Source organism: Rhodoferax sp. U2-2l, from assembly GCF_020594515.1.
Taxonomy (GTDB): Bacteria; Pseudomonadota; Gammaproteobacteria; order Burkholderiales; family Burkholderiaceae_C; genus Rhodoferax.
Window position 1 is genome coordinate 115,573 of sequence record NZ_JAJCTH010000002.1, and the last position, 12,727, is coordinate 128,299.

The following is a 12,727-nucleotide window of genomic DNA, read 5'->3' on the forward strand; positions in this document are numbered from 1 at the left end:
AGGGTTATGTGATGAATGTGTTGCAAGTCAGTGCCGAGATCTTCCCGCTGCTCAAAACTGGTGGGTTGGCAGACGTGGCCGGGGCCTTGCCCGGCGCGCTGCAGTCGGTGAACTGCCAGGTGCGGGTGGTGTTGCCCGGTTTTCCGGCCATCATGGCAGACCTGACGGATGTGCATGTGCTGGCCGAGCTCAACGCGCCGTGGGGCGAGCCCCTGCGTGTGTTGTACGGGCGCTTGAAAACACTGGGGGTGAACGCCTACCTGATTGATTTGCCGCATCTCTACCACCGTCCCGGCAGCCCCTATGAAGACGCCTGGCGCCACCCGTATGCCGACAACCACCGCCGCTTTGCCCTGCTGGGCTGGGTGGCGGCGCTGCTGGCGCATGGGCTGGATGGCCATTGGCAGCCGCAGGTGGTGCACAGCCACGATTGGCATGCCGGCCTGACCCCGGCCTACATGGCGTTCATGCACCACCAATCGATGCGTGTGGCCACCGTGTTCACGGTGCACAACCTGGCCTACCAAGGCGTGTTTTCCCCGGCCAGCTTTTATGAACTGGGCTTGCCCCACTCGGCATTCGGCGTCAACGGTGTCGAGTTTTATGGCCAGGTGTCGTTCATGAAAGCCGGGCTGTACTACGCCGACCACATCACCACCGTCAGCCCCACTTATGCGCGCGAAATCCAGACGCCTGCCCAGGGCTGTGGGTTTGACGGCCTGCTGCGCACCCGCGCCAGTGCGTTGTCGGGCATCCTGAATGCGGTGGACGACGCCGTGTGGAACCCGGCCACCGACCCCCACGTGAGTGACCATTTTGATGCCGACAACACCGCCGGCAAGGCGCGCTGCAAGGCCACCTTGCAAGCCGATCTCGGCCTGAGCGTGCAGGCAGATGCGCCCTTGTTTGGCGTGGTGAGCCGCTTGACCGACCAAAAAGGCTTGCATCTGGTGCTGGGGGCCCTTGACGCGATTTTGTCACGCGGCGGCCAGTTGGTTCTGCTGGGCACTGGTGAGGCGCATCTGGAGGCGCTGTTCAAAGCCAGGGCGGCGCAGTACCCGCACGCGGTGTCGGTGCGCATCGGTTACGACGAGGCCTATGCCCACCGGATCTTTTCGGCCACCGATGTGACGCTGGTGCCGTCCCAGTTTGAGCCCTGTGGCCTGACGCAAATGTATGGCCTGAAATACGGCAGCCTGCCGCTGGTCCACCGCGTCGGTGGTCTGGCCGACACGGTGGTGGATTGTTCGCTGGAAAACCTGGCCGATGGCCGCGCCAACGGCTTTGTGTTTGACGACTTCAGCCAGCAGGCGCTGGAGCGCGCCATCGCCCGAGCTTTTGCGCTGTATGCCCGCAAGTCCGAATGGGACACCGTGCGTGCCCACGGCATGCGTCAGGATTTGGGCTGGCAAAGTGCCGCCCGCCAGTACGCGGCGCTGTACCAGCATTTGTGCGCGTGAGTTTTCTGCCGGTGACGGGGCAGCACGTGCCAGGCGCCGGTGCCCCTTTTTTCTTTTTTGGATGACCCAATGCCAAGTTCTTTGATGGATCTGCGCCGCGCGGGGGTGGTGTTACACCCGACCTCTCTTCCGGGCCCTCACGGCTCGGGCGACTTGGGTGCCAACGCCTACTACTTTGTGGACTGGCTGCACAAGGCCGGGCAGACCTTGTGGCAAACCCTGCCGCTGGGCCCGGTGGGGCCGGGGTTTTCACCCTACATGGGCAGCTCGGTGTTTGCAGGCAACCCGATGCTGGTGGCGCTGGAGCCCCTGCTGGAACGTGGCTGGCTCACGGCTGACCCGCTGCCCCCCGACTTTGATGACCTGGCGGTGGATTACCTGGCGGTGTTGCCCTGGCGCATGAAAAAGTTGCGTGAGGCCTTCGCCGGTTTTGTGACCCGGGCCAACCCGCAGGACCATGAGGCGCAGGCGCAGTGGGTGGCCACCCAACAACTCTGGCTGGAGGATTACGCACTGTTCATGGCGCTGGACCAGGCCTATGCCCCGCTGTTGTGGCCGCAGTGGCCGACACCCTTGGCCCAGCGCGATGCAGCGGCTTTGGCCAACGCCCGCGCGCACTATGCCGACGAACTGGCCTTCTGGCGGTTTGTGCAGTGGCAGTTTGACGTGCAGTGGCAAGCCCTCAAGGCGTACGCCCACAGCAAGGGCGTCTTGATGGTGGGTGATTTGCCGATTTTTGTCGCCCACCATGGGGCCGATTGCTGGGCGCGCCCGGACCTGTATCTGCTGGACGCCACCGGTCAGCCGCGCGTGGTGGCGGGTGTGCCGCCCGACTTTTTCTCGGCCACCGGCCAGCGCTGGGGTAACCCGCTGTACAACTGGGAGTCGATGCAGGCCGATGGCTACCGCTGGTGGGTCGAGCGGGTCCGGCGTCAGCTGGCCCTGTCGGATGTGATCCGCATTGACCACTTTCGCGGCTTTGTTGATTACTGGGAAATTCCAGCGGATGAGCCCACCGCGGTCAAAGGGCGCTGGCAAATCGGGCCGGGTGATGCCCTGTTTGAGGCACTCACCGACGCCCTGGGCCCGTTGCCGATCATTGCGGAAGACCTGGGCATCATCACCGACGAGGTGGTGCAGCTGCGCGAGCGCACCGGTTTTCCGGGCATGCGCGTGATGCAATTTGCCTTCTCGGGCGACGCCCACCATCCCTTTTTGCCGCACAACTACGGCCCCAACACGGTGGTGTACACCGGCACCCATGACAACGACACGGTGCTGGGCTGGCTCGCCAGTTGCAGCGCGCACGAGCGGGCGTTTGCGTACCGCTACCTGGACACCGACGACACCAACTTCACCTGGGCGTTGTTGCGTGCGGCGTCGATGTCCGTGGCGCGCCTGTCCTTGTGCCAGTTCCAGGATGTGCTGGAACTCGGCTCGGCGCATCGCATGAACGTGCCAGGCACCACCTCGGGCTGCTGGACCTGGCGGTTTGTTTGGGATTGGGTGAAACCCGAGGCCTCGCTGAAGTTGGCGCATATGTCAGCGGCCAGCGCCCGGGTGGGGTTCGAGCGGCTGGACCTGCCCGCCTGACGCCTGACGCCGGCTACTTGCGTGCCACGATCTGCTGCAGCATCAGCAGGCTGTGCGCCGCCACAGGCAGTTCGGTGGTGCCGGCCCCTTGCCAGTCGGCCAGACCCCGCGGGTGGCTGGTGTCCAGCAGACCCTGCCAGTGGCCGCGCGGCAGCACAAAATGCTCCGGGTGTGGCGCGTTGTTGACCAGCAGCAACAGCGGTGCGCTGGCGCGCCCGGGTTTGCCAATCAGGCAACCCAGGGCGCGGCGTTGCGGCAGTTGCCAGGCCGAGCCTTGCAACACGCTGCCGTCCGCATTCCACCAGGACAGGTCGTAAATGCCGTCGGCATCGGCAATGCCGCTGTACCAGACATTGGCAAACGGCTGCAGCCGGTGGCGCAGGCTCAGCACATGCCGGGTAAACGCCAGCAAGTCGGCATCCACCTGGGTCCAGTCGATCCAGGTGATGGCGTTGTCCTGGCAGTACGGGTTGTTGTTGCCGCCCTGGGTGTGGCCCAGTTCATCCCCCGCGCACAACATGGGTGTGCCCTGGGCCAGCAGGTTGCAGGCCAGCAGGGCGCGTTGCAGCAGTTGCCGGAGCTGGTTGACTTTCGGGTCAGCCGTGGGCCCTTCGGCCCCGCAGTTGAAGTTGAGGTTGTTGCCCTGCCCGTCGCGGTTGTTTTCACCATTGGCCAGGTTGTGCCGGTGGTTGTAGCTGAGCAGGTCCAGCAAGGTGAAGCCATCGTGGGAGATGACGTAGTTCACTGACTCCGACGGTTCGCGTCGGCGCGCCTGGTACAGGTCGGACGAGCCGCACAGCCGCATGGCAAATTCGCCCAGCGTGCCGCCACTGCCCGCCGCGTTGGGCGAGGCCACACTTTGCACCCAGAAACGCCGCAAGCTGTCGCGGAAATGGTCGTTCCACTCCATCCAGCCGCGCGGAAACTGCCCGACCTGATACCCCCCGGGCCCAATGTCCCAGGGCTCGGCAATCATCTTGACGCGGCATAACACCGGGTCCTGCGCCACGGCGGCAAAAAACGCCGCTTGGGGTGAAAAGCCGTGGTCGGTGCGACCCAGCACGGTGGCCAGGTCAAAGCGGAAGCCATCCACGTGCATCTCGCTGACCCAGTAACGCAGGCTGTCCATCACCAGCTGCAGCACCCGCGGTTGCCGGATGTCGAGCGTGTTGCCGCAACCGCTGTAATTCTCGTAATGGTTCAGGTCATTGGCGACCAGGCGGTAGTAGACGGCGTTGTCCAGGCCACGAAAGCTAAGGGTGGGGCCGCAGTGGTCAGCCTCGGCGGTGTGGTTGTAGACCACATCCAGAATCACCTCCAGCCCGGCGGCATGCAGGGCGCACACCATGTTGCGGAATTCGTCCCGGGGGGAGAGGCCGTCGTGTCCACTGGCCAGCCGCGGATTCAGGCTGAAGAAACCCAGCGTGTTGTAGCCCCAGTAGTTGCTCAGCCCCATTTCCACCAGGCGTTCTTCACTGAGGTGGTAATGCACCGGCAGCAAGCTGACGGTGGTGACCCCCAGGTTTTTCAGGTAGTTGACCGCCACCGGGTGCCCCAAACCGGCGAAGGTGCCGCGCAGTTCTGGCGGGATGTCCGGGTGGGTTTGGGTGAAGCCTTTGACGTGGCATTCATAGATGACCGACGCTGCCATCGGGATGGCCGGTGGCCGGTCATCACCCCAGTCGAATGGGTCATGCACCACCCGTGCCTTGAGCGCCATGGCGGCGTTGTCGCGGGTGTCCATGTGGCGCGGGTGCAGGCGGTCGGGCGCAAAGTGCTCGTCGCACCAGATGAATTCACCCACGATATCGCGCGCGTAGGGGTCAAGCAGCAGTTTGGAAGCATCAAAGCGATGACCCCGATCCGGTCGCCACGGGCCGGACGCGCGAAAGCCGTACACCAGGCCGGGCTGGGCGTTGGGCAGGTAGCCGTGCCAGATGTCACCGGTGTGGCCCCGCAGGCGCAGTCTGGCCAGCTCCTGCGTGCCGCGGCTGTCAAACAGGCACAGGTCCATCGCCTGGGCATGCGCCGAGAACACGGCAAAGTTGATGCCTTTGCCGTCGAAGTGGGCGCCTAGCGGCCAGGGTTGCCCCAGCTGTGTGGCTGAGAAGTTCAGGCGGTCCATTTCAGAAAGACGGTGGCCAGTGGAGGGATGGTCAGCACGATGGAGTGCGGCTGGTTATGCCAAGGCGTGTCGGTGGCCGGGTTGTCGGCTGCCAGCGAACTCACGTCGCTGCCGCCATAGGCAGCCCAGTCGGTGTTCAGCAGTTCACGGTAGCCACCCGGGCGGGGCACACCCAGCCGGTAGTCGGTCCAGACGTTGGGCGTGAAGTTGCACAACACCACCACAAAGTCGGACTGATCGGCCGCCCAGCGGACAAAACTCAACACCGAGCGCTGGTTGTCGTTGTGGTCGATCCACTCAAAACCAGCAGGTACAAAATCCTGCTGGTACAGCGCCGGGGTGGCGCGGTAGAGCTGGTTCAGGTCGCGCACCAGGCACTGCACGCCAGCGTGTTCCGGGTTGTCCAGCAAGTGCCAGTCCAGGCTCTGGTCATGGTTCCATTCGCGTTCTTGGGCGAACTCACAGCCCATGAACAACAGTTTTTTGCCCGGATGACCAAACATGTAACCCAGGAAGGTGCGCACATTGGCCAACTTCTGCCAGCGGTCGCCCGGCATCTTGTTCAGCAGCGAGCCCTTGCCATGCACCACTTCATCATGAGAAATGGGCAGCACAAAATTCTCGTTGAACGCGTAGACCATGCTGAAGGTCATCTCGCCGTGGTGGTGCTGGCGGTAGATCGGGTCGCGCGCCATGTAAGCCAGGGTGTCGTGCATCCAGCCCATGTTCCACTTGTAGTGGAACCCCAAGCCACCGGCAAACGTGGGCCGGGACACGGCCGGGTAGGCGGTGGATTCCTCGGCCAGGGTGATGGCCTGCTCGCGCTCGACGCCCACCACCTCGTTCATGCGTTTGAGGAAGGCGATGGCTTCGAGGTTTTCGCGGCCACCGTAAATGTTGGGAATCCACTGGCCGTCCTGGCGGCTGTAGTCGCGGTACAACATCGAGGCCACCGCGTCCACGCGCAGGCCATCCACGCCGAAGCGCTCCAGCCAGTACAGGGCGTTGCCCACCAAAAAGTTTTTGACTTCGGTGCGGCCCAGGTTGTAGATCAGGGTGTTCCAGTCATTGTGGAAACCTTCGCGCGGGTCGGCGTACTCGTACAGGTGCGTGCCATCGAAGTTGGCCAGGCCGTGCGCGTCGGTGGGAAAGTGCGCTGGCACCCAGTCCAGAATCACCCCAAGGCCCGCGGCGTGGCAGCGCGCCACCAAGCGGCCAAAACCGGCGGCATCGCCAAAGCGCGAGGTGGGTGCATAAATGCCAATCGGCTGGTAGCCCCAGGAGCCGTCAAACGGGTGCTCGCTGACCGGCATCAGCTCCAGGTGGGTGAAACCCATCTCCTGGGCGTAGGGCACCAGCGTGTCAGCCAGTTCGTCCCAGGTCAGCCAGCGGTTGCCGTCGGCGGTCACGCGGCGCCAGGAGCCCAGATGCACTTCGTAAATGCTGACCGGCGCGTCCAGGGCATTGGCGCGTTTGCGCGCTTGAGAGGGCGCCACTTTTTCCGGCAGGGTGGCCACGACGCTGGCGGTGGCGGGCCGCAATTCGGATTGCAGGGCGTAGGGGTCGGCACGGGCTGCCAGCACCTCGCCGTGGTGGCCGCGGATCTCGAATTTGTAGAGTGCACCGGCCTGCACGTCTGGCAGGAACAGTTCCCAGACACCGCACTCACGCCGCAAGCGCATCGGGTGGCGCCTGCCGTCCCAATAATTGAAGTCGCCCACCACGCTGACGCGCGAGGCATTGGGTGCCCACACAGCAAATCGGGTGCCCGCGACACCTTCCATGGTGCAGGGCTTGGCGCCCAACACCTCAAAGGGGCGCAGATGGGTGCCTTCGCCCAGCAACCAGACATCCATTTCACCCAGCACCAGCGGGAAGCGGTAGGGGTCTTCCATCACACTGGTCAGGCCGCTGGCCCATACCACCTGAAACTGGTAGGGCGTGTCATGTTGGGCGTCGACGATGCCTTCAAAAAAACCATCGGGGTGTCGCTGCGAGAGTTCTCCCAAGGCGTGGCCTTCCGGGCTGACCACCGTGACGACCTGGGCCGTGGGCAAAAAGCAGCGCACCGAGGTTTTGCCGCCCTTCGTTCTGTGGGGCCCCAAGATGGCGAAAGGGTCGCTGTGGCTGGCTCGACAAACCCGGTCGATATCGTGGGAGGTCAACATAAATCATCTTTCTTGAGACAGAAGCCGGATCGGCACTCGATGCTGCCCGCCCCCATCAATAAGGGGCGGGTGTGACGTGCCAGATTTGCCGAGCATACTCCCCAATCGTGCGGTCCGAGGAGAACACACCCATGCCCGCCACGTTGGCGATGGCTCGCTGGCTCCACAGGTCGGGTTGCCGGTACAGGGCATCGACCTGATGCTGGGTGGCGACGTACGAGGCATAGTCCGCCAGCAGCAGGTAATGGTCACCGCCCCACACCAGCGAATTGATCAAGGCACTGTAGCGGCCCGGCTCCTCGGGCGAGAACACGCCCTCGCCAATCGCGTCCAGCACGGCCTTGAGTGCGGGATTGCTTTCGTAGTAGTTCAGCGGGTGGTAACCCATGATGCGCAGCTCGCGCACATCGGGTGTCTTCAGACCGAAGATGAAGATGTTGTCGTCACCCACTTGCTGGCGGATCTCGATGTTGGCGCCGTCGTCGGTGCCAATGGTGAGCGCGCCGTTGAGGGCCAGTTTCATGTTGCCGGTGCCGGAAGCCTCGGTGCCCGCGGTTGAAATTTGCTCCGACAAGTCAGCGCCGGGCATGATGATCTCGGCCACCGAGACGCCGTAGTTCGGGATGAACACCACCTTGAGCTTGTCACCGATGCGCTCGTCGTTGTTGATGGTCTGGCCGATGTCGTGAATCAGGCGGATGATCGATTTGGCCGCCACATAACTCGACGCGGCTTTGCCCGCAAAAATCACCGTGCGCGGCACCCAGGGCGCATCCGGGTTGGCCAGGATGGCCTGGTAACGGGTGACCACGTGCAGCACATTGAGCAACTGGCGCTTGTACTCGTGGATGCGTTTGACCTGCACATCAAACAGGCTGTCCGGGCTGACGACCACGCCGGTGGTTTGTTCGATGAGTTTGGCCAGGCGCACTTTGTTCTCGCGCTTGATGGCGCGGAACTGCTCCCTGAAGGCGGCATCGCCCTGATGCTCTTTCAGGCGTTTTAGTTGGTCCAGGTCCAGCCGCCAGCCCGAGCCCAGGCTGATATCGAGCAAGCGGGCCAGGCCCGGGTTGGCCTGTGCCAGCCAGCGCCGCGGGGTCACGCCGTTGGTCATGTTGGTGAAGCGGTGTGGCCACAGCTGTGCAAAGTCCGCAAAAATGGTGCGCACCAGCAGCTCGGAGTGCAGCGCCGACACGCCGTTGACCTGGTGGCTGCCCACCACCGACAGATGTGCCATGCGCACGCGGCGTTCACCCATTTCGTCAATGAGTGACAGGCGCTTCAGAAAATCATGGTCACCCGGGCGAAAGCGGGCCGCCAGGTCCAGAAACTCCTTGTTGATCCGGAAGATGATTTCCAGATGACGCGGCAGCACATGCTGGATCAGCGACACCGGCCAGGTCTCCAGCGCCTCAGGCATCAGCGTGTGGTTGGTGTACGAGAAGGTTTTGCCACACAGCGCCCACGCCTTGTCCCAGTGCATGCCGTGTTCATCACACAGGATACGCATCAACTCGGCCACGCCGATGGCCGGGTGGGTGTCATTGAGGTGGATGGCCACATGCTCGGCCAAGTTGTCCAGGATGTGGTGCTCGTCCAGGTGCCGTTTGATCAGGTCCTGCATCGAGGCGGCGACAAAAAAGTACTCTTGCTTGAGCCGCAACTCGCGCCCGGCCGGGGTGCTGTCGTTGGGGTAGAGCACCCAGGAGATGTTTTCGTACTCGTTCTTGGCGGTGGCCGCACGCGCGTAGTCACCGGTGTTGAAGGCACCAAGGTCAATGTGGTCAGGCGCCACGGCTTTCCACAGGCGCAAGGTGCTGACTTTCTGGGTGCCGTGGCCGGGCACCACCATGTCGTAGGCCTTGGCGGCCACTTCGCCAGCGTGTTTCCAGGTGACCTTGCCGTCTTCGTGCGCGACCCAGCCGCCAAAACGCACCGGGTAGGTCAGATCAGGGCGGGGAAACTCCCAGGGGGTGCCGTCTTTCAACCAGGAGTCCGGGTACTCCACCTGCGAGCCGTTCTGGATTTCCTGGGCAAACATGCCGTATTCATAACGGATGCCGTAGCCAAAAGACGGTAGGCCCAAGGTGGCCATCGAGTCCAGAAAGCAGGCGGCCAGGCGTCCCAGGCCCCCGTTGCCCAGCGCAGCATCGGGTTCGCTGTCGATCAGGTCTTCGAGCTGGTGGGCATGCTGGGCGGCACCGGCGGCGGCGCCCTGGGTGAGGTTCAGTGCTGCCAGCGCGTTGGAGAGCGTGCGCCCCATCAGGAATTCCATCGACAGGTACACCACACGGCGCGCCTTGTGGCGACGCTCTTCACGTTGGGTGTGGATCCAGCGCTCGGACAGCTGGGCCCGCGCCATGTGAGCCACGGCCTGCAACAGGTCGCTGCGTGACGCGTTGGCCGGGTCCGCTCCCACCGTGTGCAGCAATTGGGCGTTGATGTCTTTGCCGATCTCGTTCGGTTGGGTTTTAGCGGTGTTATTCAAGAGCATTCCTTTGGATGGCCTCATCCGGTGAGGCGTTGGCGTCTATTTTGCACGCTCGAAGGCGCGAATCACGGGCGAGAGTTACAGGAAAATTACTAAGCAAGTTGTCGGCCAGCTTGCGGTGCGGCCCGGGATTGGCCATGGGCAGGCTGCGCACGCCCCCTATAATCCGGCTCCATTCCGAGGAGCGTTGCAACTCACACTGATGTCAATGGACGTCGTGCTGAGTGAGGCTCGGACCCCGCTGTTGTTTTTTGGCACAGCGTTTCACAACGGCGCTCACCCACGGACCCTGTGCGGTGAGTCTTTTCCCCTTGATTCGCGCGCCTGGCCCGTGGTTGTCACCTTAACTTTTGGAGTGAACCATGAGCGCTAAAAAACCTGTTGCAAGCAAACCCGCCGCCAGCCAACCCGATTACGTGATCGCCGATATCGGCCTGGCCGACTGGGGCCGCAAGGAACTCAATATTGCCGAGACCGAAATGCCCGGTCTGATGGCCATCCGTGAAGAGTTTGCCAAAGAGCAGCCCCTCAAAGGTGCACGCATCACCGGCAGCCTGCACATGACGATCCAGACCGCCGTGTTGATCGAAACCCTTACCGCTCTGGGCGCGCAAGTGCGCTGGGCCTCGTGCAACATCTTCTCCACGCAAGACCACGCCGCTGCCGCCATCGCCGCCCAAGGTGTGCCGGTGTTTGCGATCAAGGGTGAAACCCTGGCCGACTACTGGGACTACACCCACCGCATTTTTGAATTCGACGGCAAAAAAGGCGCCGCCGCCGAAGGCCCGAACATGATCCTGGACGACGGTGGTGATGCCACCTTGCTGATGCACCTGGGCACCAAGGCCGAGAAGAACCCCGCGCTGCTGGACAACCCCACCAGCGAAGAAGAAACCTGCCTGTACGCCGCCATCAAGGCCAAGCTCAAGCAAGACCCGACTTGGTACAGCCGCCGCCTGAAAAACATCATCGGCGTGACCGAAGAGACCACCACCGGTGTACATCGCCTCAACGAGATGAGCGCCAAGGGTGAACTGATGCTGCGCGCTATCAATGTCAACGACTCGGTCACCAAGAGCAAGTTCGACAACCTGTACGGCTGCCGCGAATCCCTGGTGGACGCCATCAAACGCGCCACCGACGTGATGATTGCGGGCAAGGTCGCTTGTGTGGTGGGTTATGGTGATGTGGGCAAGGGTTCTGCCCAAGCGCTGCGCGCTTTGTCGGCCCAAGTTTGGGTGGTTGAGATCGACCCGATCAACGCCTTGCAAGCCGCCATGGAAGGCTACAAAGTGGTCACCACCGAATACGCTGCTGACAAGTGCGACATTTTTGTCACCTGCACCGGCAACAAGAATGTGATCACCTACAAGCACATGGAGGCCATGAAAGACCAGACCATCGTTTGCAACATCGGCCACTTTGACAATGAGATCGACGTGGCTTCGCTCGACAAATGCAAGTGGGAAGAGATCAAGCCGCAGGTGGACCATGTGATCTTCCCGGCCAAGGGCAAGAAGCCTTCCAAACGCATCATCCTGCTGGCCAAGGGCCGTCTGGTGAACCTGGGTTGTGGCACCGGCCACCCAAGCTTTGTGATGAGCTCCAGCTTTGCCAACCAGACCATTGCGCAGATCGAGCTGTTCACCAAACCCAAGTCCTACAAGGTGGGCAAGGTGTATGTGTTACCCAAGCTGCTTGATGAAAAAGTGGCACGCATGCACCTGAAAAAGGTTGGCGCGATGCTCAGCGAGTTGACCGACGAACAAGCCGCCTACATCGGCGTCGACAAGGCTGGCCCGTACAAGGCCGACACGTATCGGTATTAATCCCCCCGAAGCGCCTGCGGCGCCTCCCCCCGAGGGGGCGATACCAGTCGCCCGGCTAAGCCGGTTCGACGGTATCCCTCGCTTGAAGGGCGCAGCTGCAGTATTTAACTTGGAGATGTATGCGAATTGACCAATTGCTGGTTCAGCGTGGCTTGGCCAGCACCCGTTCTCAGGCTCAGCGCCTGATTGCGGGCGGTGTCCAGTGGCGCCAGGGTGATGTCTGGCGCCAGGTCGCCAAAAACGGCGACGACGTGCCTGCAGAGGCCGAGCTGAAGTTGCTTGACGACGCCGAGGCGCGTTATGTGTCGCGCGGCGGCCTCAAGCTGGAAGCGGCGCTCCAACACGTGGGCCTGTCGGTCAACGGCCTACAGTGCCTGGATGTGGGGCAAAGCACCGGTGGGTTCACCGACTGCCTGCTGCAACACGGGGCGCGCATGGTGGTGGGGGTGGACGTGGGCAGCGCCCAACTGCACCCCCAACTGCGCGGCGACCCGCGCGTGTTGTGTGTGGAAGGTCTCAACGCCCGCGCCCTGGATGCCGCTGATTTGATCGCTGCGTATGAGGACAGCATCGGTGCTGAGGGCCAATTTGACCTGGAAGATGATGGCGATGGCGATGGCGATGGCGATGGCGATGGCGATGCGTCAGGGCAGGGGGTCGATGACGCGTCGGACGATGAACTGGCCGCTTCGGCGGGCGGGGTGTCGTCGGATGGTGCGTTTGTCCCTGAGTTTGACCTGATCGTGGCCGATTTGTCGTTCATCTCGCAAACCCTGGTGTTACCTGCTGTGGTGCCGCTGCTCAAAGCCGGTGGCACGCTGCTGACGCTGGTCAAGCCGCAATTCGAATTGCAGCCGGGTCAGGTCGGCAAGGGTGGCATCGTCAAGGACACGGCGATGTACGCGCTGGTGGAACAGCGGCTGCGCGAGTCTTGCGCCGAACTGGGCCTGACCGTGACGCACTGGTTTGATTCACCCATCTCAGGCGGCGACGGCAACCGCGAATTTTTCATCTGCGCCCGCTGTTCCGGTGCGGCTGAGTAACTTGAAAATCTTGTGGCC

The 12,727-nt window shown here is 62.8% G+C and carries 7 protein-coding genes and 1 riboswitch; of the genes, 4 read left to right on the forward strand and 3 right to left on the reverse strand.

From position 1 onward, the window contains the following. Window positions 1–11 precede the first annotated feature (11 nt). Window positions 12–1,460: a glycogen synthase GlgA gene (glgA, locus tag LHU53_RS02220; protein WP_227330446.1), complete on the forward strand. Its 1,449-nt coding sequence runs from the start codon at window positions 12–14 to the stop codon at window positions 1,458–1,460. 69 nt (window positions 1,461–1,529) lie between these two features. Next, window positions 1,530–3,053, forward strand: a complete 1,524-nt coding sequence (gene malQ, locus LHU53_RS02225) for a 4-alpha-glucanotransferase (protein ID WP_227330447.1) — start codon at window positions 1,530–1,532, stop codon at window positions 3,051–3,053. A gap of 13 nt (window positions 3,054–3,066) precedes the next feature. Here malQ and glgX read toward each other — a convergent pair whose 3' ends face one another. Genes glgX through LHU53_RS02240 form a run of 3 tightly spaced genes read right to left on the reverse strand, consistent with a single transcriptional unit; the run spans window position 3,067 to window position 9,840 of the window. Beyond that, complete coding sequence (gene glgX, locus LHU53_RS02230; RefSeq protein ID WP_227330448.1) at window positions 3,067–5,178, reverse strand: glycogen debranching protein GlgX; 2,112 nt, start codon at window positions 5,176–5,178, stop codon at window positions 3,067–3,069. Further along, window positions 5,166–7,346, reverse strand: coding sequence for a 1,4-alpha-glucan branching protein GlgB (gene glgB / locus LHU53_RS02235; RefSeq protein ID WP_227330449.1), 2,181 nt, complete (start codon window positions 7,344–7,346; stop codon window positions 5,166–5,168). Before glgB ends, glgX begins: the two co-directional genes overlap by 13 nt. Before the next feature lie 55 nt (window positions 7,347–7,401). Next, window positions 7,402–9,840 (reverse strand): glycogen/starch/alpha-glucan phosphorylase, encoded by a 2,439-nt coding sequence (locus tag LHU53_RS02240; RefSeq protein ID WP_370632199.1) that lies wholly within the window; start codon window positions 9,838–9,840, stop codon window positions 7,402–7,404. 170 nt (window positions 9,841–10,010) lie between these two features. Further along, window positions 10,011–10,122, forward strand: a riboswitch (S-adenosyl-L-homocysteine riboswitch). Window positions 10,123–10,199: 77 nt separating this feature from the next. Between LHU53_RS02240 and ahcY the strand changes: the two genes are divergently transcribed. Continuing rightward, window positions 10,200–11,666 carry an adenosylhomocysteinase gene (gene ahcY / locus LHU53_RS02245; RefSeq protein WP_227330451.1) on the forward strand — a complete coding sequence of 489 codons (1,467 nt, stop codon included), beginning with the start codon at window positions 10,200–10,202 and terminating at the stop codon, window positions 11,664–11,666. A 119-nt stretch (window positions 11,667–11,785) separates the two neighbouring features. After that, entirely contained in the window at window positions 11,786–12,709 is a 924-nt protein-coding gene (locus LHU53_RS02250) for a TlyA family RNA methyltransferase (RefSeq protein WP_227330452.1), read from the forward strand. The last annotated feature ends 18 nt before the right edge of the window (window positions 12,710–12,727 follow it).